Raw genomic sequence first — 21,625 nt, forward strand, 5'->3', positions numbered from 1 at the left:
TATGACCAGCAAAAAGCTTTCCAGAAAAGCCCTGACGATCGCAACCACAATACTTGTCACTATCGCGCTTGTGTATGCCTTTTGGCCACAACCGACACGGGTGGATATCGGCACCGTGTCACAGGGGCCGATGCAAGTGACTATTAACGAAGAAGCTCATACACGGGTGACCGAACTGTATGTCTTGTCGGCACCGGTATCTGGTCGTTTGCTACGGCTGGAACTTAAACCGGGCGCTGCCGTTGTGCAAGGGAAAACCCTGGTCGCACAGCTGTTGCCTAACCCTTTGGACAGTCATGAAATCACGCAGGGTCAGGCCAGAGTACAAGCAGCAGAAGCCGCTGTTGATGCGGCTCAGGCGGCATTAAAACAGGCTGAAAACGACCAATACCTGGCCGATCAGCAAGCCCGGCGTAACGAGCAGCAGGCCAGGCTGGGCGCTCTCAGTGTTGCCGATAATGAACAAACCCAAGTCAAGGCTGACAACGCTGCTGCTGCCGTCGCCAGCGCAGTCGCAATGTTGGCCATGCGCCGTGCCGAGTTGCTTAATGCGAGAGCGGCATTGGCAGGTAGCGGGGGTGATGCCCCTTTTAAAGCCATCGATATTCTGGCACCGATATCGGGCAAAATTCTCCGTGTCATGGAAGAAAACGAAAAGGTCGTGACCGCTGGCGTAGCGATTGTCGAAATCGGCGACGTTACCCACGGCCTTGAGGTCGAAGTTGAGTTGTTGTCTCGTGATGCCGTCCAGATTCGGCCCGGCCAGCCTGTCCAGATCTCGAACTGGGGTGGCGATGAAATCATCGCGGGGGTTGTCAGCCGCATTGATCCACTGGGCTACATCAAAACGTCGGCACTGGGAGTTGAAGAACGACGGGTGAAGGCGCTGATCTCTCTGCCATCGCTACCGGTCTCGGCCTCTGGTTTGGGGCACGGTTTTCGGGTCGATGTGGCGATTGTTGTCTGGCAGAAAACAAGCGCGGTCAAGGTGCCGTCAAGTGCGCTGTTGCGGGAAAACGGCGACTGGGCGGTATTCGTGGTGGACAACGGCAAAGCGCAATTACGCACTCTGCGCATCGAAAAAAACAATGGCACCGAGGCCAGTGTATTACAGGGATTGCAGGTGAATGAAAAGGTGATTCTCTATCCCGCCGCCGAACTTGGCGACGGCATGGCAGTTGAACAGCGCTAGGGGGCGTTCTCAATTGGTCAATCGAACCTGCTGAGAGCCCCCTAGCAGCCAGTCCCAATGCCATGCTGATTGTGGCGCGCATTCCGTTAGCCCGAGTCACCAAACGGCCATTGCAGTTCCAGCAGTAGGTTACGTCCCATGATCGGGGCATATTCCTTGAGATAGGACGTATGTTGTTCGCCGTACTGGTTGGTGAGGTTACGCAGTTGGGCATCCAGTCGTAACGTCTGGTTAGCCAGTCTGATTTCTGTTCGTGCGGCGAGATTCAGTTGATACCAGGCCGGACTGATGGTTTCTGCGGTGGCAACGCGTGTCTGACGGGCGTGGTAGAACACTTCAGCCCGCAGCCGGTTATGGGCGTGTTGGCGGCTGAAAGCGAGCATGAGGTTGTCGGCTGGCATGCGTGGCAGGGGGTCGCCGGATTGCACCAGCCAGCCACGTGTCAGGGATGCGCCGACGTCCAGCGTCCATTGCTCGCTGAGGGGCTGCGTCCAGTTGGCATCAGCACCGGCCAGACGGGCGTCGGTTTGCTCGTGGCGATATACCCGGTTGCCGTGGTAAGGGTCGGTGAAGTCCTTCAGGTCGTTATAGATATAGTCCTGATAGTCGTAGAAATAACCACTGATACGCCATTGGCTGGCGTTGGCAGCGGGGTAACTTTGCCAGCTGATATCCAGTGCCCGAGCGGTTTCCAGCTTGAGGTCGGGGTTATCCAGCTGAAAGGAGAAAGTGGCATGATGGTCGCCATTCCAGTACAGCTCGTCGGTGGTGGGTGCCCGTTGCAAGCGCGACAAGGTCGCGATCATCTGGCTGATGTCGTTCAGGTCGTAGGTAAGACTGGCAGACAGCGACACCGGGGTGTAATGGCGGTTTTTATAATACGCTTCGTCCTGGCGGAAGCTGGCGCTGATGACAGACTCATCGGCCTGAATCTGACGTTGTTCAACGCGGCCGCCGAGCGACAGCTGGCCAAAGGTCAATGGCTGGTCGGCGTGCCAGAAACCAATGATGTCACGACTGACGGTACTGGGCATCGGGGTATCGTGGGCAAAGTCATAACCTTCGTAGTGGGTGAAGTCGGGTCCCTGGGAGCCATCCCAGCTCTCGTCACTGTGGTCGGCAATCTGTTCACAGCCGGAATGATCGTGGCACAGTTCAAAACTGCGCTGGTTGCTGCCGATGCCAATGGTGCCGTTCCAGCCGGATTCGGTTTGATAGTCCAGCTCGGTACGCCATTCCCGGAACGCCTGAATAAACAGGCCGACCACCAGGTCGTCGGTGGATTCATCGTGTTCGTAGTCGCTCCAGCCCAGTTGCAGCCGCCAGGTATTGGCCCAGCTGCTGTCCAGCGGGAGTTCGGTACGCAGGTCGTAGCGCGTCTGGTCAGGGGCGACGCGGGCGTTGTCGTTATCTTCGTTGGGGACGGCGTAGTCACTGCTGAGGTTGCTGATGCTGAGACCGAGATAACCGTAATTATCGAAGATCCGGCTGAGAGCGAATGCCATACCCTGACTGCTGGTGTCGCTGTTGAAAATTTCGCCGCTGCGGCCGCCGCTCTGTGCGCCATTAGCGCCAGCATGATAGTTGTTGCCTTCACGGTCAAAACCATCGATATGCACAATGGTCTGGCCATTACCGGCGTCAAGCCGGGCGATCCGGGTCCAGCCCTGATCATTACTGGAATACCCCAGTGTGACCTCGCCGTCGATGCCATCCAGTTCGGTATCGTGGATGCGGCTGTCCTGTACATTGACGATGCCGCCAAGGATGCCACTGCCATAACGGAAAGCGGCCGGGCCTCGTACCAGTTCCACCTGATTGGCAGCGGCCAGATCGGCCATCGGGGCGTGGTCGGAACTCATGGCGGAGAGGTCGGCGCTGTCGGCACCATTGGTCAGGATTTGCACCCGGTTGCCGGATAATCCGCGTACGACAGGACGGGCAACTCCCTGGCCAAACGAGGCGTTGCTGACGCCGGGCATCGATTCGAGCAAGGCCCCCAATGACTGGCTACGGTTACCCTGAATCGATTCCTGATCCAGTACCGGACTGATGGCCTCGGAAGGCGTTTGCTCTGGAGCCGTGACTCGAACTTCTTCCAGATCCTGCCAGTGGCTGGCAGCTTCTGGAGCCGTTTCAGCTTCGACCTGCGACAGGGCAGCGAGCCACAACAGGGGCAGGCTGATGACGGCTGCTGTCAGCCGTCGCGGTGTGCCTGTCTGTCTGCTGCTGACCGGGTTGCCACCGTTACCGGTGGCGGTTGGCCGATTAATGGTCATGTTCGTCGTCGTCACTCTCTTGATCGTCGTCTGCTTCCAGCAGCACGGTAGACTGAACGTTGATACCACTGGATAACGCCAACGCGCTGCCATGCAGGTGCCAGGCGCCACCATCGTGTGAATCCACCGTGTACAGGTGGCCACTGCTGTTGTCGGTGATCATGAAGGCCGCACTGCCTGCGGCCAGTTGTATATCGTCACAGCTGAAGGTGGCTTCTGCTTCGCTGAGGCTTATGGTAGCCGGATCCAGACCGTTATCGGTCAGGTCGAGCACTTCAGCGCTGGCGTCGTCACGGACGGTAATCAGGGCACTGGCATCGTAGTTGATGGCGGCAGCACAAATGCTTTGGTCATCTGTCAGGCTGATGCCAGGGTCGGTGCTGTGGGTGTGGTCGTTGTGGGGGTAAACCAGGGAAACGGTATCGCTGTTGTACAGCAGGATGTACTCACCACCACTGCTCCAGCCGGATACGGTTTCGCCCGTAAAGGTGGTGCCACTGTAAGCAACGTGGGAGCCGCTGTCGTCTTCATCAACCACCAGATAACGCAAGGCACCGTCACACTGGATCAGCGCCAGCGCATCATTGTGCATGACCGCAGAAGGAGCACTGCAGTTGTAGCTGGTTTGCAGCACGCTGTCTTGGTAAACGTGCAGCTGGTCATCGTAGAACACCGCGTACAGGCTTTCGCCTTCGTTCAGAATCAGTGCCGGGAAGGTCTGGGTGATACCCGTCAGTGTCAGGTCTTCTTCTGGGCCTGTGGCGTCTGTCAGGTCTTCCGCCGGGTAGAACTCGGTGTTGCCGTCTTGCAACAAGGCAAAGTGGTTGGCCGTCATGATCAGCTGTGGATCTGCCAGGGTCACCGCCAGAGTGTCGAGGAAGATGGCATCGGTTTCTGGCTCGGTGGCCAGACCGCTGCTGATAAATTGCACGCCGGAAGAGGTGATCAGCGCCGCACTGAGGCCGTCATCGGATTTTAACAATTGCCCGGCCGCCGCGTTGGCCTGACCGACCAGACTCACACTGGCCTCGTCACGGTCATAAAGCGAAATATCCTGACCATTCAATTCCGTCATGACCAGGCGTTGGCCATATTCGTCTTCATGGCCGTGATCATCACTGCTGGACGAGTTGTCGTCAGAGCCACAGGCGCTTAACAGCAGGCTGGTGATGGCCAGAAACAGTGCCTGGCGCTTCCATTGGATGAGCATGGGTTGCAATCCTTCGTTGCTTAATGTTGTTATTGTTATAACATAACATTTGTAGGGATCGTCAAGAACTGAAAACAGATTTTGACGCTGTCTGGCAACGATAAGGAGGCTGAATATGTCTGAAGATCCGTTTGAATTGCTTCCCGTGACGCTGCTGTCCGGGTTTCTGGGAGCTGGAAAAACCACCGTTCTGAATCACATTTTGAATAATCGCGAAGGCCTGCGGGTCGCGGTGATCGTCAATGACATGAGTGAGGTGAATATTGATGTCATGACGGTGGGCCAACAGGTTGCTTTGCATCGTGCTGAAGAAAAACTGGTAGAAATGAGCAATGGCTGCATTTGTTGTACGTTACGCGAAGATTTGCTGATTGAAATTCGTCAGTTGGCCGAGCCGCTACCGGTGTTTACCTTTACTGATGAACAAGGTCATTCTCTGAGCGATATTGCCCGGCTTGATACGCTGGTAACCGTCGTCGATGCGGTCAATTTTCTGCACGATTACGATGCTGCGCTGTGCCTGCAAGAGGCGGGAGAATCCCTGGGCGAGGATGAACTGGCCGCCGGTCGCCAGCTCTGGAGCGGGATGGATGATCCGTTCCCGGAATGGGAGTTTGGCCAATGACCCTGAGCAACCAGGCTGACGTTCTGGAAGTATCGGCATTACGTGGTCTGGAGGTTGACACGATTGTTGAATTGAGCCGCATTTATGCACCGGATATTAATCTGGTGAGACTACCGGCCTCGCAGCAAAGTGGTTTCACACCTCAAGAGCGACAGTGGCTGCAATCGTAGGGACGCCCTCCGTGGCTGTCCGAATACGGAGCCGGTTTTGCGAACGGACGGAGCCGGTCCCTACGTTGTACAAATGGCGGTAATCGTAGGGACGCCCTCTGTGGCTGTCCGAATACGGAGCCGGTCCCTACGTTGTACAAACGGCGGTAATCGTAGGGACGCCCTCTGTGGCTGTCCGAATACGGAGCCGGTTTTGCGAACGGACGGAGCCGGTTTTGCGGACACGGACGGAGCCGGTTTTGCGGACACGGACGGAGCCGGTCCCTACGTTGTACAAACGGCGGTAATCGTAGGGACGCCCTCCGTGGCTGTCCGAATACGGAGCCGGTTTTGCGAACGGACGGAGCCGGTTTTGCGGACACGGACGGAGCCGGTCCCTACGTTGTACAAACGGCGGTAATCGTAGGGACGCCCTCTGTGGCTGTCCGAATACGGAGCCGGTTTTGCGAACGGACGGAGCCGGTCCCTACGTTGTACAAATGGCGGTAATCGTAGGGACGCCCTCCGTGGCTGTCCGAATACGGAGCCGGTCCCTTCAGTGACGCTCACTGTGCAACTGCTGCAGCAGCGAACGACGGCTGGCAAGCCAGGCGGGTATCACTGCGACCATCAGGGAAATCAGCAGGAGTAGCCCAAGCCAGCCGAGCAAGCGGATGTCGATGGATAACGGCGTCAGCTGAATGCCGGTGATGTGTGCCAGCCACTGGCTGGCGGCCAGCAGACCCAGTTGGGTGATCAGCAGCGCCAGCAGTAATGCGCTGCCGGTAATCAGCAATACTTCGATTTCAATCAGGGCAAACACCGACCAGGGGCCTGCTCCTAACGAGCGTAACGTTCCGAGTTCTTCCTGACGTTGCTGGATTGATACCAGCAGTAACGTGATCATGCCGAGCATGGAGGAGAGCAAGACCAAGGCGGCAATGGATCTCAGGCTGGTTTCAATCCAGCGGAGATTCTCCCACAGTAAGGACAGTTCGACTCCAGGTAAAATCGCCAGCAGTGCTTCCTGGTCAAATTCATTGATATAACGCTGCAGGGCAAATGTCTGGATACGATTGTTCAGCCCGACCAGCAGGGCGCTGACGGCTTGAGGCTGCGCCCCTGGTGAGTGGCCATGAATCTGATCCATGGCGTCAAGGTTAATCAGTAATGTCTGGTCGACCGGTGTACCGGTTGGCGCTAGCACGCCGGAGACTTTGAACGGATGGTCGGAGTGGAGGCTGAAACTGGTACGTCCCTGACCATGAGCCAGTACCAGACTGTCGCCGGGAATATAGCCCAGTTGTTGCGCCACTGCCGCCCCGACGACAACCTCACGAGAGGTGGCAAATCCTTGGCCTTGCCGCCACAACAAAGGGCGTTGCTGGCCATAATGAAAATGTGCAAAAAACGCATCGGTTGTGGCGAGTACCCGGAACCCCCGGTGCGAATCACCCATCGATAAAGGCACAACCCAATCGACGGCTGGCTGTTGAGTAATGGTTTCAACGCTTGTCCAGCTGATGTTGCGGGTTGGGCTGCCAATGCCAAACAATGAGTACAACAACAGATTGCTGGAGCCAGTGCGGGCACCGACAATCAGATCGACTCCGGATACCGTACCCGTAAAGGTGTCACGTACCTCATGGCGAATATGTTCCACCGCCAGCAGTACGGCAAACGCCAGTGTCAGCGCCAATACGATCAGGCTGATGGTGATACGCCGATGCCAGAGGCTCAAGCGAGCAATGCGCCATAACATGTTAAAGCCCCTTTTTAACGGATGTAAGATCTTGCAAGGCGACCGATTGATCAAACCAGCTGGCTTGTCGGTGGTCATGGCTGATCATGATCAGTGTGGTATCGGTTGCCAGATTCTGCAGCAGCAGGCGGATAAATGCGGCGGTGGATGCTTCATCAAGGGCCGACGTTGGTTCATCGGCAAACAGCAGCGCCGGGCGGTTGATCAGGGCTCGGGCAATGGCGACCCGTTGCTGTTGGCCCTGACTGAGACGTCCGGCAGGCTGATGGAATAGCGCTGGCGGCATATCCAATTGTTCTAACAGTTGATAGATTCTGTCATCCAGAAAGGCACTGGGTTTTTTGGCCAGCACCGCCGCCAGACGAATATTGTCGGCTACGGATAAATACGGCAGCAGATAAAACTGTTGTGAAATCTGGCCGATGTGTTGGGCTCGAAAGGTATCTCGTTGCGGTGGAGACAGCGATTGGATGTTTTCCCCAAGCAGGCGGATCTGGCCTTGCTGTGGCGACATCATGCCGGTTAATAAACGCAGCAACGTGGTTTTACCGCTGCCAGAGCGGCCGTGTAAAAACAGGCGTTGGCCGGGAGGAACCTGCCAATGTGGGATACACAAGGCATGCTCAGGCGGAGAGGATGGGTAGTGGAACACGATGTCCTGTAGCTCGATTGCCAGCATGGGTTTCTCTGGAGTATCTGGTTTGTTATATTGTAACAATAAAGTGGCCTCGATACTCCAGAGTACTGATTATGAATAAAGGCTTTTTACCTGGCAGCTTGCTGTTATTGCTCCTGGTTGCTGGTTGCACCGATTCCTCGCTGGCAACTGCGGATACCGGCGAGGGTCAGAACAGCCGTCATGCAATCCGAGAAGTTGACTGGATCGATCTGCTTCCCGATGACGATCTGGCGGCACTGGAAGATCGCCCGGCACTCCTCGACAGTATTGAGGAGGGATCGGATGCCGATACCATGGCGAATAGTCTGGATGGACAGCTCAGCTCCGATATCTCGATGGAAGAGTCTGCCCGGCTGCAGCGTTATCAGGCTGCCTTGACATCAACCCGTACGCGACAGGAGTTAGACGGGACACGTATACGGATTCCGGGTTTTGTGGTGCCAATCAACTTTGATGATCAGCAAAGGGTGACCGAGTTTTTCCTGGTTCCCTTTTTTGGTGCCTGTATTCATGTACCGCCGCCGCCGCCGAACCAGATTATTTATGCGCAGGTGGATGATGCGTTTGTGCTGGAGTCCATCTTCGATCCGGTTTGGCTGGAAGGGACTTTGCATTTACAGAAAAACGACAACGGCCTTGGCCAGTCGGCATACGCCCTCACCGTTGAAAAGCGTGAAGCGTATTACCAATAAGAGCGGTTAGCCGACGTCTGAGGTGCGAACAGGCTCAACGTCGTGGTAGCAGAATAGGCTGATCGTGATCGAAAGTATCTGCACCCTGTTGCTGATCCGTTATCCAGAGTAGCTGCAAGGTTTCAATACCGGGGAACGTCGTGATCAGTCGGGAATCCAGTGTGACGGAACCTGCCGCCGGGCAATAAAACTCCCAAGAGACGGTCAGGTCTGTGTGTTCATCATGATCATGATCGTGGTCGTGCGATTGCTCTGGCAATTCGATCGAGGTGTGTTGCAATTGGCACGGCCTTGACTGAATCACATCCTGGGCAAAGCGCTGGCGTACATCATCCAATGCCTGTTGCTGTTCGGGGGTATCGGCATGGCCTTCAAATCCGACCAGGTTCATCAAGGGCGAACGCAGTTCAATATGAAGCGTTGTTGATGATAAAACGGCTTGCAGGGTGGCGACTCCGTGCTGGTGGGCAGGGACTCCCTGAGCCAGTGAGGCAGTGGTCGTCAGTAGTATCCCGGCAAGGTAGTGTCGATGTAGTTTCATGGGCGACCTCCTTTTGTTTGTTATAATATAACAAAAAATAGGAGGTCGCCGTTAATACCTGCGTCATAAATTACCCGGCTTAATCCCGCGACTCGGCAAGAAACGCCAGCAGTGCTTGCCATGCCCGTGCTGCCGCCTTGGATTCATAGCAGCTGCCATGATCGGGAGCATTGGCGGCGGGCAGAGTAAATGAGTGCATGGCCTTGCCAAAATGCATGATCACCCAATCGAGATCGAGGGCATCCAGACGTCGCTGAAAAGCCAGTACCTCGTGTTCCGGCACCATCGGGTCTCGATAGCCGTTCAGTATCAGCAGGCGCACGGCGGGGTTGGCTGGTGTCAGATCCAATGGGACTTTAAACAGTCCATGAAAGCTGGCCGCTGCTTCGATGGTCGGCAGCAACAAGGCGCTGAGCATGGCGCACAGCCCACCAAAACAGTAGCCGGTTACCATCAAACGCTTGTCTTTGGCAGCGGGTTGTTCAAGGGCGAAGTCAGCAAAAGCTTGCAGTGACTGATTGAGCAGTGGGCGATTGTTCAGGTAGGTGGCCATGGCCGCACGGCGCTCTTCCATGCTGTTCAGGGCGACACCTTGGCCAAAAATATCAACCAGCATGACACTGAAACCCTGCTGATTCAGGCGTGTGGCGATTTGTCGTTCGAAGTCAGCAATGCCAGCCCAGGTCGGGTAAATGAGTACCAGGGTGTCGCTGCCGGTGACCGGCAGCCATTCGTGCTGGTGGCTCATGGATTGCTGTTGTTGAATCAGAATGCTCATCAGACCTCTTGCCCTGCGGCTGGATAATGGTATCTATCGGCTGTCTGGAATAAGGGATCACGATTTATCTGTCAAGAATACGTGTGGCCGGTTTACTGGCAAGAGCCCATCGAGCCGGGAAAAAACCGTGTGCAGCGGCCGGGGTTGCGGCGTTTATAAGCCTGGCAACGACCGATTCTGGCTAGCGCCGTGCAGCAGCTGGATAGTCCGGCGTTAGCCGATGGTTTTGAATGGATAACGGCCAGGAGCCTGTCGGGCTCAGGACTGCTCTACTGCGGATATGCCACTGGCACGGACGACGTCATATTGGCCTTTATCGCCAAGCCGCTGTCTTTCTCGCTGGCCTGCTGCGCCTGCCCGCCGTGTAATTATCGATTGACACTTATGTATGTTGGTAATAAGTTAGAATACAGTTGTGTATTCTGATGGTCGGGCGGCCGTACTCTATTCTTGATGTATCTGCTGATACGTCTGGCTGAACACCGGGAACCACAAATTAGTGAATAAAAATAATAATGATGCAGTGATTGACTGTGTGTGGGGTGTAACCATGGCAAGTTTGAACCCTGGTGCTGAAATAGAGACGACGTGCGAACACTGGGGTGTGCAAATGCACAGCACTCGGGCTTTGCCAGTACCGGTGCCGCGTGTACTGCGCCGGGAATTCGGCGGGCATGTTAACCCTAGTGTCAACCATGAGTTGGAAAGCAAGCTCACGGCTTGGATCACGGGCAAGTGGACAGCGTTTGATAGCAGCGCCCACGTCTCCGAATTGCAGTGCAAAACCCTGCGGGGGCGGGAATATCTGCAGCTGGTCTGTCACAAGTCTATCGCGGTGCATGGCCGGGTGTTGCCCGGTGAGTTGCTGCTGGTTATTTGTCAGAGTGGCGGTATTAGCGATGGTGATGAATATCTGGGCGCGGGTTGCATGCGTGCGATTCCTGCCGGGAGGCCGGTGTCGCTGTGGTGCCATGAACAGGCCAGAGTGCAACTGCTCCGGATACCCGAGGCCAAGCTGATGCGAACCGTGCTGGGTTTTGGCATGTACTGGCGCGGTGGCCGTTATCAGCCTGGCGATGCGATTGTGTCATCCGAGCACGCTGGTTGTCTGGCGGCGCTGGTGGACGACGTTTTTCGACTGCAGCGCTATCAATTTCAGGAAGAAGCCATTGATGATTACGTACGCCTGTGTGACTTCCTGGTACTGCAGGGCTGGCCGGGCAAAATGACCAGTTTTCATCTGCATCGGTCGATTCAGCATCCGATGCTACGTCTAGCCCGTGACTGGCTGATCCGGAATATAAAAAACACCTTCGATATCGACGCCCTGGCACAAGAGTGCTGCCTGAGTTCCCGCAGTCTGTACAACCTGTTTCGCCGGGAGCTGGACATGACTCCGGGTGAATATCTGCGCCGCCTGAAAATGGAGTGCGCTTACCGAGATCTGTCGGCACCGCTGTCACGCAGTGTCACGGAAGTGGCCATCGATTACGGTTTTTCCAATCTTGGGCGCTTCGCCCAGCAGTATCGTGAATGCATGGGGGAGCTGCCCTCGGAAACATTAAGGCGTCGTCGGGCCGGGGCTTGCTAGCCGCTCCTGGTACTTGCTGGTCGATCCTGGCACTTGCTGGTCGATCTTAGTACCCAGGCAGCACCGGTGGTTGTCCTTACAGGATGATTTTTGTACTTGACATACACTTCTGTATGTTTGAGTATTGTTTAAATACAGTTGTGTATGTTGAGGTGGTTTTATGAATGAATCAGAACGCAAGTTTGTCACGGCATCCGGTCATCAGACGGCTTACTTTGAATGTGGAAGTGGTGAGCCGCTGTTGTTGTTACATGGCTCTGGCCCCGGCGTTTCTGGCTGGACCAACTGGGGTGGTGTGATGGCTGAACTGGGCCAGCACTTTCATGTGTATGTGCCGGATATTGCCGGTTTTGGCTTTACCGAGTTCAAGGAAGGCACCACCTACGACATCAAGTTCTGGGTCAATCACCTGGTCGAATTTATGGATGCTGTTGGCATCGACAAGGCCTCGCTGGTGGGTAATTCATTTGGTGGTGCTGTGGGTGTCGGGCTGGGTGTATTTGCTCCGGCGCGGCTGAACAAACTGGTGTTACTGGGTACTCCGGCGGGCACCTTTGTCCAGACTCCGGGTCTGGCCGGTGCCTGGCTGTATGAGCCAACGGTGGCCAACATGCGCCAGCTGATGGAGCTGTTCCCCTATAACACTGCGCTGATTACTGACGAACTGTTGCAGTCCCGTTTTGAAGCCAGTAATCGTCCAGGCGCTCAGGAAGCGCTGCGCAAGTTGTTGCCAAAGCCCAACGACGAAGGCGAGACCCTGGTGAAGGGCTTTCCGGAACCGGCATTACAAAAAATCACCGCCCAGACGCTGGTATTACACGGCCGCGAAGACAAGGTCGTACCACTGGAATGCGGTATTCGTTTGGTGCAAAACATCCCCAATGCCGATCTGTTTGTGTTTGGTCAGTGTGGCCACTGGGTACAGACCGAACAGCGCACCAAGTTCATCCGCATGGTCACCCTGTTTGTTGGTGAGTAAGGGAGCAGCTTATGAAACGCGATGTAATCGAACGAGTGTTATGGAATTTGTCGATGGACCGTTTTTCGAAAATGAAATTCAAGGAAGATCCGAACAAGTTCCTGTCACGCTTTGTGCTGGATGAGTCAGATGTCGAGAAGATCCTGACCTTCGATGTCAAAGCGCTACAGGAAATGGGTGTTAATCCCATGCTGACCATGGGCTACTGGATCGAGATGTCTCCCGACCGTTCGATGCATACCTACAACCAAAAGCTTGGCTCAACCGGCCAGTATTCCGCATCGATCAAGGGGTAAACACCATGGCAACAATAGTAAGTGGTTTGCTGGTGCCGCATGACCCAGTGATGTTTGTGGCACCGGATGCACCGGCCAAAGAAATCGCTGACAAGGCTTGGGCGGCCTTTGATACCTGTGCCGAACGTCTGGCCGAGCAGGATGTAGACACCGTGATTATTGTCGGTAACGACCATTACATGCTGTTTGGCACCACCTGTTTACCGCAGTTTTGTATTGCGACCGGGGATGTCGATGGCCCGCTGGATCAGCTGCCGGGTTTGAAGCGTCAACCGGTGCCTAATCACGAAGCGCTGGCGACGCATATCGCTGCTCATGGTCATGCCAACGGCTTTGACTGGGCGGTGGCGCGGTCGTTTTCGACCGATCATTCGTTTTCGATTCCGTTTCAGAAAATCGTCCAGCGGGCGGCGGAGATCCGGGGTAAGCCAATCCAGGCCATTCCTGTGTATCTGGCCAGTGCCGTTGATCCGTTTCTGACCATGCAGCGTGCCCAACAGCTGGGTCAGCAAATAGCTGCTGCGGTTGAAGCCTTTGACGGTGACGAGCGGGTCGCGGTGATTGGCAGTGGTGGCATTAGCCATTGGGTCGGCACCAAAGAGTCTGGCCGGGTGAATGAAACCTTCGATCACATGGTTCTGGATCACTGCTGTTCACTCAATATCAACGCCATCATGGCCTTGAGTGACGAGCACATTCTGGAGCATGGCGGCAACGGTGCGATGGAACTGCGCAACTTTGTCTGCGCCATGGCAGCGGTGAATGCCGATAGCACCAGCCTGATTGAATACCAACCAGTCCCTGAGTGGGTCACCGGGTTGGGCTTTATTGAATTGAAAAAGCACTGAACCAAACAGCGGATATCGTATGAAACAGATTTTTCTTTGCCAGGTCGGTGAGCTGCCCGACAACGCAGTCCGCAAGGTCGATAACGCGGAACACGGCGATATCGCCGTGTACAACCTCGGCGGCCAGTTTTACGCCACGGCGGACTTATGCAGCCATGCTACGGCGTCGCTGGCGGCAGGCGATATTGAAGATGACCTGATTGTGTGCCCGGTGCACTGGGGCACGTTCCATATTCCGACTGGCGAGGCTCGCGGGTTTCCTTGCGAAATCAACATCAAAACCTATCCGGTCAAACAGGAGGGCGATGCCTTGTACGCCCTTATTGAAACAACTGAACAGCAACCTGACGTAATAGCGAAAGGCTGAGAGGTTACCGATATGACTACAATGATAAAAACCGTCGACGTTACCACAGCACTGAGTGATGTGGATCGTTTCTGCGACATCCCCAATGCCCGTATTTCCGGTGAAATCTTTCACCGACAGGATATTTACGAGCAAGAGTTGGAAAAAGTTTTTGCCCGTTGCTGGTTGTTTGTGGCACACGAATCCCAGTTCAAAAAGGCCGGGGATTATATTGCCACCACCATGGGCGAAGATGACGTGATTGTGGTGCGTCAGAAAGACGGCAGCCACCGCGCCTTTATCAACGCTTGCCCGCATCGTGGCAACAAGGTGTGTTTTTCCGAATCCGGTAATGCGCGCGGTTTTATCTGTAACTATCACGGTTGGTCGTTTGATATTGCCGGTAACCTGATTGGCCAGCATGAATCTGGTATCTACGAGAGCAGCAATTTTGATGCCTCGAAATGGGGGCTGCGGGAAGTTGCTCTGATCGACAGCTACAAGGGACTGATCTTTGCCAACTTCGATGCCGACGCACCGTCGCTGAAAGAGTATCTCGGCCCGATGGCCTGGTATTTCGACGCCTTGTTCGATAACCAGGAAGGTGGTACTGAATTTGTCGGTGGCTGTATTCGTTCCACCATGGACTGTAACTGGAAAATTGCCGCCGAAAACTTTGTCGGCGACATTCTGCATGCCGGTTGGACACATGACTCCGCTGCCCGTGCGATGTTGGGTGGTGCGGTATCCAAGGTGAGCGATTTCGACGAGTCCTATTCCGTTAACTGGCATGGCCATGGTTACGAATTCGCGCTGGATACCGTCGGCAACGTGGCCGTTTTGGGCGAAAGTGCGCTCAATAAATATCTCCACACCATCAAGCCATCGGTGGCTGAACGCTTGGGTGACTTCCGTTCCAATATGATTGGCTCGGTATCGTCGGCGACGATTTTCCCCAACTTCTCCTTCCTGCCGGGCCAGAACACCATTCGGGTGTGGCAGCCACGGGGGCCGAACAAGATCGAACTCTATACCTGGGTGCTGGTGAACAAGTCGGCTCCGGAAGAGATCAAGGAAAAGTGGCGCAAGGGCGCGATGATGACCTTCTCGCCCACCGGCGTGTTTGAAATGGACGATGGCGAAAACTGGGAATACTGCACCAAAACCGCTCGTGGCAAGGTAACCGCCAAACAGGATCTGTACGTCGGCCTGGGTCAGGATTCGTTGCTGCAAGAAACCGATCTGCCTGCCAACGTCTACAGCGGCCAGCTGAATGAAGCCAACTCCCGCGCTTTTTACCAGTTCTGGAGTGATTTGCTGAAAGCACCAAGCTGGAACGATGTTCCCAACCGTAATGTCGGTCGTGTCGAAGCCGGAGTCGCGGCTGAGCGCTGCGAACTCAAGGAGGCAAAGTGATGTTTTATCAAAGTGAGGATTTTACCCCGGTATCTCCAGACGAATTCCATAACATCAGCATGCTGCTGGCGCGTGAATACCGCCTGCTGGATGAAGAACGCTTTGACGACTGGCTGGCCATGTTGCACCCGGAAATCCATTACTGGATGCCGGGCATGGAAAACCGCCGTCGTGAAAATCCACTGGAACACGGTTTCTTTGATTCCCAGCATATGGCGCTATTTGACGATGCCATGCGCGACCTTAAACGTCGTGTTGCCCGTTTTCAGCAGCCGTCGGCCTGGGCCGAAAACCCGGCCACCCGTAACGTGCATATCGTTGCCGGAATCGAAGCCTTTCGTGGCGCAATGGCCGGGGAGTACGTGGTCTATTCCACCTTCCAGAGCATTCGCTCCCGTGGTCTGGACGAAGAGTATGTGTTCAGCGGCCGCCGTTACGATACCTGGGCCGATGTGGACGGTCAGCTGAAGCTGAAAAAGCGTCTGATTCTGATGCCGAACGCGACGCTGAACTGCAAAAACATCAATACCTTTATCTAGTCTGGGAAGTAGCGATGAAACTCATGCAGTCGAAAGTAGTACTGGTGACGGGCGGAGCCGACGGCATTGGTCGTGGTGTTGTTGAATACATGCTGGAGCAGGGTGCCAGTGTGGCAGTGATGGATATCAACGCCGACAAGCTGGCAACGCTGCAAGCGGAGGTGTCGCCCGACATTCTCACGCTGCAAGGGGATGTGGCTTCGTTGGCCGATAATCAGGCGCTGGTGCGTCTGGCGGTCGAGCGGTTTGGCAAGATCGACAGTTTTATCGGCAACGCCGCACTGTTTGATTATTTCACGCCGTTACACAAGCTCGATGACACGACCCTGAGTGATACCTTCGACCGCATTTTCCGGGTCAATGTGCTGGGCTACATCAATGGCGTCAAGGCCGCTGCCCCGGAGTTAAAGAAAACCCGTGGATCGGTGGTGCTGACGGTATCCAACTCCGGTTTTTATCCGGGTGGTGGTGGCGTACTGTACGTCGCCAGCAAGCATGCGGTGGTGGGTATTATCAAGCAATTGGGACATGAATTGGCCCCGGATATCCGTGTTAACGGTGTGTCACCGGGCGCAACAGATACCAGTCTGGCTTCGGTCGAAGGGGTCTCCGATCGGGCACAGCCATTAAACAGCATCAAGGGGTTTCAGGAGGCTGCAGCCAATGCCGTGCCACTCAAGCGGATTGCAGCCCCCAAAGACCATGCTCACCTGTATCTGGTAATGGCCAGCAATGAGCTGTCACCGTTTACAACCGGTAACATCATTCACAGTGATGGCGGCTGGGCCGTTAAATAACAATCTCCAAATAACAATAAAGTGACAAGGGTAGCGCTATGAATCTGTTTGATAACGAATCCACCGGGCTGCGACTGCCATTAATTGTCGCGCCGATGTTTCTGGTGTCGTCGCCAGAATTGGTAATAGCGGCTTCGCAGAACGGCGTTGTTGGCAGCTTGCCAGCCGCTAACGCCCGTACCGTTGAGGCGCTTGATGCCTGGATGGGTCAAATTCACGAACAGCTTAGCCCGCGTCAGTTGCCCTGGCTGTTTAACATGATTGTGCACAAGACCTACGACCGTTTTGAGGCCGAGGTGGAGCTGGTCAAACGTTATCAGCCTGCCATTGTTTCGACGGCGCTGGGGTCTCCGGCACGGATTCTGGATACGGTGAAATCCTACGGCGGCAAGGTGATTGCCGACGTGATTACCCCGGCCATGGCGCGCAAGGCTGCTGCCGCAGGGGTGGATGCTTTGATCCTGGTGACCAATGGCGCGGGTGGCCACACCGGTACCTATAACCCGTTAGCCTTTATTGCCGAAGTGCGTCAGTTCTGGGATGGCCCGCTGGGCATAGCCGGTTGTATCTCCAGCGGTCGCGACTTGCTGGCCATGCGGGTAGCAGGTGCTGATTTTGTTTTGTCCGGTACTCGCTTTATTGGTGCCCGCGAAAGTCTGGTGGCAGAAGGCTACCGCGACATGCTGGTAGCGGCGGTGATGGATGACGTCATCGAAACCAAAGCCGTCAGTGGCGTCAAGGCCAACTGGATGCGCCAGAGCCTGGAACAAGCGGGTATTGATCCGGCGTCTGAAAACAAGGCCGGTATTGATTTCTCCGGCAATATTTCCACTGCCAATAAAGCCTGGAAAGACGTCTGGTCGGCTGGCCATGGGGTCGGGAATATCCGCGCCAAAGAAACCACCGCCGAGATTGTGAATAGCCTGGTGGCCGAGTTTGATACCGCCGTAGCAGAAACTCGCCAGTTACTGGCGTCGTTTTCCTGAATCATCCTGGAGAAATAGTGTGTCTTTGGATCTGAAAGCAATTGCGGATGAGCTGCTGACGGCTCGTCTTGACTGTCAGCCTGTGGCTCCGATTACAGCCCGTTATCACGGCCTCAGCGTTGAAGATGCCTACGCCATCCAGACCCTGATCAGTGAACAACGGCTGCTTCGGGGTGAACGGATCGTGGGTTACAAGGTTGGCCTGACGTCGGTCGCAGTGCAGCAACAACTGGGGGTCAGTGAACCGGACTTCGGTCTGGTGTTTGCCAGTATGGAAGTCCGTAAGGATCAGCCGCTGGATAGCTCCCGCTTGATCGCGGCCAAAGCCGAAGGTGAAATCGGTTTTGTTTTTAATCGCGATATAGAACATACCGATATCACCCTCACTGAATTGAAATCCGCCATTGATTATTTCTTTCCGGTTGTGGAAGTCGTGGATTCGGCGATTGCCGACTGGAAAATTACCCTGATCGATACGGTTGCCGATAACGCCTCATCCGGTTTGTATATTCCTGGCGATAGCCGATATTCACCCGATGGCGTTGATTTTGCCGAGCTGGAAATCGTTATTCGGGGTGAGGGCGTCAATGTTGCTGGACGGGGGGCCGCTTGTCTGGGGAATCCGCTTTACGCTACCCAGTGGCTGGTACGCAAAATGGTATCCCTGGGACGGCCGATTCGTCGGGGCCAGTTGGTATTGTCAGGGGCATTGGCTCCGATGGTACCGGTGGTTGCCGGACAAACCCTGCAGTTTGATTTCAAGGGGCTGGAGTCCATTGCAGTGACGGCGATCTAAGCCATCACGCTTTGGTGGTGATGTTTATAAATGTAGCGCAGGCGAAGATAACAATAACGAGCTGTTTGCAATAATAAATAGCCGATATATAAACCGGATGATTGGCAGTCAATAATAATCCGGTAAAACAGCAACATCGGATCAGGGATAAGCCTCCGATATCCAACCAGTTATGGTGGTCGGGGAGCGTTTGCCTGTTGGGCATATTCAGAAGCGACGGCGTTTGTAATGACAGTGATTAATAATCAAACGCCCGATATATTTCCGGCTGCCCTCCTGTTGTCCGCATATAACAATAAATGAGGTGTTTTATGGGTACTCAATCCGTGTTTGAACAACTGCCAACACCGTTGGCATCGGTCAGCACTGATGACCAGGGTGTCATTATCATGGAATCGGATATGGCGCTGTTGCCATATGCGCGTTGTGTCGGTGACTGGCTGGAAAAATGGGCGCAACAGACCCCGGATGCGATTCTGGTTGGTGAGCCTCTGCGGTTGGCGAATCCAGAGGCTGAAGGGTGGCGAACCCTGACCTATCAGGCCTTTCGTGATCAGGTACGGCAGCTGGCCCAAGGGATGCTGACGCTGGGCTTGTCGCCACAGCGACCGGTATTAATTCTGTCGGGCAACTCGATTGACCATGCCCTGATCAAGATGGCAGCCATGCATGTCGGTGTGCCGGTTACTTCCTTATCGGTCGCCTATTCGATGTTTGCGGGCAAATACGACCGCTTGGTCGCCGCCGTTGAGCGTTTGACGCCAGGACTGATTTTCGCAGAGCAGGGGCAGACATTTGCCCAACCGCTGGCGTCTTTGAAGGGGGATCATCAAGTGGTGGTGTCATCCGGTCTTGAGGCGCTGGCAGACGTGCAACAACCCGTGATGTTGCTGGCCACACTGGCAGATGCCCAGGTAACCGCGCTGGTCGATGAGCGCTTTGCTGAGATTAACCCTGAAACGCCAGCCAAATACATGCTGACCTCAGGCTCCACCGGACACCCCAAAATCGTTGTGGTGACCCAGCGCATGATGTGCTCCAACCAGCAGATGATTGCCCAGTGTTATCCCTTTGTTGAAGCCACGCCGCCGGTCGTACTCGACTGGCTACCCTGGAGTCATACCTTCGGCACCAATCACAATTTTAATCTGGTCTTGCGTAATGGCGGCTCACTCTACATTGATGACGGCCGCCCGATGCCCGGCATGGTGGAAAAAACCGTCGCCAATATTCGCGAGATCAAACCCACGCTGTTTTTTAACGTCCCCAAAGGCTACGAAGCGCTGCTGCCGATGTTGCAGCAGGACAAGTCCCTGGCAAGCGCCTTTTTTGAAAACCTGCAACTGGTGTTTTATGCCGCCGCGTCCTTGTCTGAACCGGTTTGGAAGGCCCTGAAAGCATTGGCTGCGGAACAGGGCAAGGATCCTCTGTTTTCAACCGAGTGGGGTTCGACAGAGACGGCCCCGGCCAATACCAATGTCAATTGGCGCCTCGATAAGGCGGGTAATATTGGTATACCCATGCCCGGTGTGGCGCTTAAGTTTGTTCCCAACGGCAGCAAGTTGGAGCTGCGGGTCAAAGGCCCGAATGTATTCAAGGAATATTTGCACGACCGTGAGAAGACGATTGACAGTTTCGATCGGGATGGCTTCTACAAAATTGGTGATGCCGGTCGCCTGGCTGACCCGACCAACCCGTCGGCGGGTGTGCTGTTCGACGGTCGGGTGTCGGAAGATTTTAAATTATCCACCGGCACTTGGGTGTGCGTCGCAACCATGCGCAAACGCGTGGTGGAAGCCTTTGACGGACTGGTGTCGGATGCCCTGATTACTGGTCACGATCAGGATTATATCGGCCTGGTGGTTTTTCCGAGTCCGGGTATTTACCAACTCGGTGGAGATAGCAGTGGGCAGATGGCAGCGGCGGACTTGCTGGCCAATCCATCCTTGCAGCAAGCCTTTGTTGCAGCCCTGGATGTTGTGAATGCCCAGGCCAAGGGCTCATCCCAGCGTATTGCCAAAGTCGTGTTGGCCGATCAGGCACCTTCGCTTGATCTGGGTGAAGTCACCGACAAAGGTAATCTGAATCAGCGCAAGTTACTGGACACCCGTAAGGATCTGATCGCCAGCCTGTATGCAGACAACCATTCCCCTCTTAACGCCGGTGCGATGATAGCCATCTAAGCACAAGAACCAGAAGGTATTCATATGAGTAAAAAACTCAAAGCGGTCATTATTGGCCCAGGTAACATCGGCACCGACCTGCTGATGAAAATGCAACGTTCCGAATGGATTGAACCGGTCTGGATGGTGGGCATTGACCCGGAATCCGAAGGCCTCAAACGCGCCGCCACGATGGGCATCAAAACCTGCGCCACCGGCGTCGATGGCATACTCGAACAGGTAATCGCCGACGACATTCGTGTCGCCTTTGACGCCACCTCCGCCTACGTGCATGCGGAAAACTCGCGCAAGCTCAACGCGCTGGGGGTGATCATGATCGACCTCACCCCAGCGGCCATTGGCCCGTTCTGCGTGCCGCCGGTGAACCTTGCCGCGCACGCCAAAAACCTCGAAATGAACGTCAACATGGTCACTTGTGGCGGCCAGGCCACCATCCCCATGGTGGCGGCAGTGTCCCGCGTACAAGCGGTTGACTACGGCGAAATCATCGCCACCGTGTCGTCCAAATCCGTTGGCCCCGGCACCCGCCAGAACATCGACGAATTCACCCGCACTACCGCCGGTGCAGTGTCCAAAGTCGGCGGTGCCAAACAAGGCAAAGCCATCATCATCATCAACCCGGCTGAACCGCCACTGATGATGCGCGACACCGTCCACTGCCTCACCGAAAGCGAACCGGATCGTGATGCCATCACCGCATCGGTTCACGCCATGGTTGCTGACGTACAAAAATACGTACCCGGTTACCGCCTGGTCAACGGCCCGGTGTTTGACGGCAACCGCGTCTCCATGTTTATGGAAGTGGAAGGCCTGGGCGACTTCCTGCCCAAATACGCCGGTAACCTCGACATCATGACCGCCGCCGGACTGCGTACCGCCGAAATGTTTGCCGAAGAAGCCGCCAACGGCACCATCACACTGCCAGCACGTGGCGAATAACA

Annotated in this window: 21 protein-coding genes and 1 pseudogene; 16 read left to right on the forward strand and 6 right to left on the reverse strand. The window is 55.2% G+C overall.

From position 1 onward, the window contains the following. Position 1: 1 nt before the first annotated feature. Positions 2–1,192, forward strand: coding sequence for an efflux RND transporter periplasmic adaptor subunit (locus tag SOJ49_RS02755; protein WP_369856702.1), 1,191 nt, complete (start codon positions 2–4; stop codon positions 1,190–1,192). An 86-nt stretch (positions 1,193–1,278) separates the two neighbouring features. Here SOJ49_RS02755 and SOJ49_RS02760 read toward each other — a convergent pair whose 3' ends face one another. Continuing rightward, the gene (locus SOJ49_RS02760; RefSeq protein ID WP_369856703.1) at positions 1,279–3,486 is read right to left on the reverse strand and encodes a TonB-dependent receptor; all 2,208 of its coding nucleotides are present in this window, start codon (positions 3,484–3,486) and stop codon (positions 1,279–1,281) included. Further along, the gene (locus SOJ49_RS02765) at positions 3,461–4,681 is read right to left on the reverse strand and encodes a hypothetical protein (protein WP_369856704.1); all 1,221 of its coding nucleotides are present in this window, start codon (positions 4,679–4,681) and stop codon (positions 3,461–3,463) included. Before SOJ49_RS02765 ends, SOJ49_RS02760 begins: the two co-directional genes overlap by 26 nt. 115 nt (positions 4,682–4,796) lie before the next feature. Between SOJ49_RS02765 and SOJ49_RS02770 the strand changes: the two are divergent. Both SOJ49_RS02770 and SOJ49_RS02775 read left to right on the forward strand, forming a co-directional pair. Further along, positions 4,797–5,237 (forward strand): annotated as a pseudogene (locus SOJ49_RS02770) (GTP-binding protein); the annotation flags it as partial. Positions 5,238–5,302: 65 nt separating this feature from the next. After that, entirely contained in the window at positions 5,303–5,476 is a 174-nt protein-coding gene (locus SOJ49_RS02775) for a hypothetical protein (protein WP_369856705.1), read from the forward strand. A 535-nt stretch (positions 5,477–6,011) separates the two neighbouring features. Here the strand turns inward: SOJ49_RS02775 and SOJ49_RS02780 are convergent. Continuing rightward, complete coding sequence (locus SOJ49_RS02780) at positions 6,012–7,217, reverse strand: ABC transporter permease (RefSeq protein WP_369856706.1); 1,206 nt, start codon at positions 7,215–7,217, stop codon at positions 6,012–6,014. A gap of 1 nt (position 7,218) precedes the next feature. Further along, positions 7,219–7,896, reverse strand: a complete 678-nt coding sequence (locus SOJ49_RS02785; RefSeq protein ID WP_369856707.1) for an ABC transporter ATP-binding protein — start codon at positions 7,894–7,896, stop codon at positions 7,219–7,221. Positions 7,897–7,967: 71 nt separating this feature from the next. On the opposite strand from SOJ49_RS02785, the gene SOJ49_RS02790 reads away from it, so the two are divergent. Continuing rightward, the gene (locus SOJ49_RS02790) at positions 7,968–8,588 is read left to right on the forward strand and encodes a DUF3299 domain-containing protein (protein ID WP_369856708.1); all 621 of its coding nucleotides are present in this window, start codon (positions 7,968–7,970) and stop codon (positions 8,586–8,588) included. Positions 8,589–8,622: 34 nt separating this feature from the next. Here the strand turns inward: SOJ49_RS02790 and SOJ49_RS02795 are convergent, their stop codons facing one another. After that, positions 8,623–9,129 (reverse strand): DUF2796 domain-containing protein, encoded by a 507-nt coding sequence (locus SOJ49_RS02795; RefSeq protein WP_369856709.1) that lies wholly within the window; start codon positions 9,127–9,129, stop codon positions 8,623–8,625. Positions 9,130–9,208: 79 nt separating this feature from the next. Further along, the gene (locus SOJ49_RS02800) at positions 9,209–9,907 is read right to left on the reverse strand and encodes a dienelactone hydrolase family protein (protein WP_369856710.1); all 699 of its coding nucleotides are present in this window, start codon (positions 9,905–9,907) and stop codon (positions 9,209–9,211) included. Positions 9,908–10,457: 550 nt separating this feature from the next. Here SOJ49_RS02800 and SOJ49_RS02805 point away from each other — a divergent pair. From SOJ49_RS02805 to SOJ49_RS02860, 12 genes are all read left to right on the forward strand, one after another. Continuing rightward, complete coding sequence (locus SOJ49_RS02805; RefSeq protein ID WP_369856711.1) at positions 10,458–11,498, forward strand: helix-turn-helix domain-containing protein; 1,041 nt, start codon at positions 10,458–10,460, stop codon at positions 11,496–11,498. Positions 11,499–11,658: 160 nt separating this feature from the next. Further along, positions 11,659–12,477 (forward strand): alpha/beta fold hydrolase, encoded by an 819-nt coding sequence (locus tag SOJ49_RS02810; protein ID WP_369856712.1) that lies wholly within the window; start codon positions 11,659–11,661, stop codon positions 12,475–12,477. Between the two features lie 11 nt (positions 12,478–12,488). Next, the gene (locus tag SOJ49_RS02815; RefSeq protein ID WP_369856713.1) at positions 12,489–12,773 is read left to right on the forward strand and encodes a hypothetical protein; all 285 of its coding nucleotides are present in this window, start codon (positions 12,489–12,491) and stop codon (positions 12,771–12,773) included. 5 nt (positions 12,774–12,778) lie between these two features. Further along, positions 12,779–13,621, forward strand: a complete 843-nt coding sequence (locus SOJ49_RS02820) for a hypothetical protein (RefSeq protein WP_369856714.1) — start codon at positions 12,779–12,781, stop codon at positions 13,619–13,621. A gap of 19 nt (positions 13,622–13,640) precedes the next feature. Continuing rightward, positions 13,641–13,988: a non-heme iron oxygenase ferredoxin subunit gene (locus SOJ49_RS02825; protein ID WP_369856715.1), complete on the forward strand. Its 348-nt coding sequence runs from the start codon at positions 13,641–13,643 to the stop codon at positions 13,986–13,988. Positions 13,989–14,000: 12 nt separating this feature from the next. Beyond that, a complete protein-coding gene (locus SOJ49_RS02830; protein WP_369856716.1) occupies positions 14,001–15,383 on the forward strand; it encodes an aromatic ring-hydroxylating dioxygenase subunit alpha in 1,383 nt (460 codons plus the stop codon). Beyond that, positions 15,383–15,922, forward strand: coding sequence for a 3-phenylpropionate/cinnamic acid dioxygenase subunit beta (locus SOJ49_RS02835; protein WP_369856717.1), 540 nt, complete (start codon positions 15,383–15,385; stop codon positions 15,920–15,922). Before SOJ49_RS02830 ends, SOJ49_RS02835 begins: the two co-directional genes overlap by 1 nt. Before the next feature lie 14 nt (positions 15,923–15,936). Next, entirely contained in the window at positions 15,937–16,719 is a 783-nt protein-coding gene (locus SOJ49_RS02840) for an SDR family NAD(P)-dependent oxidoreductase (RefSeq protein ID WP_369856718.1), read from the forward strand. Between the two features lie 38 nt (positions 16,720–16,757). Beyond that, on the forward strand, positions 16,758–17,705 hold the full coding sequence (locus tag SOJ49_RS02845; protein ID WP_369856720.1) for an NAD(P)H-dependent flavin oxidoreductase: 948 nt from the start codon (positions 16,758–16,760) through the stop codon (positions 17,703–17,705). Between the two features lie 19 nt (positions 17,706–17,724). Continuing rightward, a complete protein-coding gene (locus SOJ49_RS02850; protein ID WP_369856721.1) occupies positions 17,725–18,501 on the forward strand; it encodes a 2-keto-4-pentenoate hydratase in 777 nt (258 codons plus the stop codon). Positions 18,502–18,812: 311 nt separating this feature from the next. Then, positions 18,813–20,684 carry a feruloyl-CoA synthase gene (locus SOJ49_RS02855; protein ID WP_369856722.1) on the forward strand — a complete coding sequence of 624 codons (1,872 nt, stop codon included), beginning with the start codon at positions 18,813–18,815 and terminating at the stop codon, positions 20,682–20,684. A gap of 24 nt (positions 20,685–20,708) precedes the next feature. Continuing rightward, positions 20,709–21,623 (forward strand): acetaldehyde dehydrogenase (acetylating), encoded by a 915-nt coding sequence (locus tag SOJ49_RS02860; RefSeq protein WP_369855746.1) that lies wholly within the window; start codon positions 20,709–20,711, stop codon positions 21,621–21,623. The last annotated feature ends 2 nt before the right edge of the window (positions 21,624–21,625 follow it).

This window comes from Candidatus Thalassolituus haligoni, assembly GCF_041222825.1.
GTDB lineage: Bacteria > Pseudomonadota > Gammaproteobacteria > Pseudomonadales > Oceanobacteraceae > Oceanobacter > Oceanobacter antarcticus.

Excerpts from the sequence above, each read along its gene's own strand:
- SOJ49_RS02755 (WP_369856702.1), top strand. The coding sequence starts at position 2 with ATGACCAGCAAAAAGCTTTCCAGAAAAGCCCTGACGATCGCAACCACA.
- SOJ49_RS02765 (WP_369856704.1), bottom strand. The coding sequence starts at position 4,681 with ATGCTCATCCAATGGAAGCGCCAGGCACTGTTTCTGGCCATCACCAGC.
- SOJ49_RS02775 (WP_369856705.1), top strand. The coding sequence starts at position 5,303 with ATGACCCTGAGCAACCAGGCTGACGTTCTGGAAGTATCGGCATTACGT.
- SOJ49_RS02780 (WP_369856706.1), bottom strand. The coding sequence starts at position 7,217 with ATGTTATGGCGCATTGCTCGCTTGAGCCTCTGGCATCGGCGTATCACC.
- SOJ49_RS02785 (WP_369856707.1), bottom strand. The coding sequence starts at position 7,896 with ATGCTGGCAATCGAGCTACAGGACATCGTGTTCCACTACCCATCCTCT.
- SOJ49_RS02790 (WP_369856708.1), top strand. The coding sequence starts at position 7,968 with ATGAATAAAGGCTTTTTACCTGGCAGCTTGCTGTTATTGCTCCTGGTT.
- SOJ49_RS02795 (WP_369856709.1), bottom strand. The coding sequence starts at position 9,129 with ATGAAACTACATCGACACTACCTTGCCGGGATACTACTGACGACCACT.
- SOJ49_RS02800 (WP_369856710.1), bottom strand. The coding sequence starts at position 9,907 with ATGAGCATTCTGATTCAACAACAGCAATCCATGAGCCACCAGCACGAA.
- SOJ49_RS02805 (WP_369856711.1), top strand. The coding sequence starts at position 10,458 with ATGGCAAGTTTGAACCCTGGTGCTGAAATAGAGACGACGTGCGAACAC.
- SOJ49_RS02810 (WP_369856712.1), top strand. The coding sequence starts at position 11,659 with ATGAATGAATCAGAACGCAAGTTTGTCACGGCATCCGGTCATCAGACG.
- SOJ49_RS02815 (WP_369856713.1), top strand. The coding sequence starts at position 12,489 with ATGAAACGCGATGTAATCGAACGAGTGTTATGGAATTTGTCGATGGAC.
- SOJ49_RS02820 (WP_369856714.1), top strand. The coding sequence starts at position 12,779 with ATGGCAACAATAGTAAGTGGTTTGCTGGTGCCGCATGACCCAGTGATG.
- SOJ49_RS02825 (WP_369856715.1), top strand. The coding sequence starts at position 13,641 with ATGAAACAGATTTTTCTTTGCCAGGTCGGTGAGCTGCCCGACAACGCA.
- SOJ49_RS02830 (WP_369856716.1), top strand. The coding sequence starts at position 14,001 with ATGACTACAATGATAAAAACCGTCGACGTTACCACAGCACTGAGTGAT.
- SOJ49_RS02835 (WP_369856717.1), top strand. The coding sequence starts at position 15,383 with ATGTTTTATCAAAGTGAGGATTTTACCCCGGTATCTCCAGACGAATTC.
- SOJ49_RS02840 (WP_369856718.1), top strand. The coding sequence starts at position 15,937 with ATGAAACTCATGCAGTCGAAAGTAGTACTGGTGACGGGCGGAGCCGAC.
- SOJ49_RS02845 (WP_369856720.1), top strand. The coding sequence starts at position 16,758 with ATGAATCTGTTTGATAACGAATCCACCGGGCTGCGACTGCCATTAATT.
- SOJ49_RS02855 (WP_369856722.1), top strand. The coding sequence starts at position 18,813 with ATGGGTACTCAATCCGTGTTTGAACAACTGCCAACACCGTTGGCATCG.
- SOJ49_RS02860 (WP_369855746.1), top strand. The coding sequence starts at position 20,709 with ATGAGTAAAAAACTCAAAGCGGTCATTATTGGCCCAGGTAACATCGGC.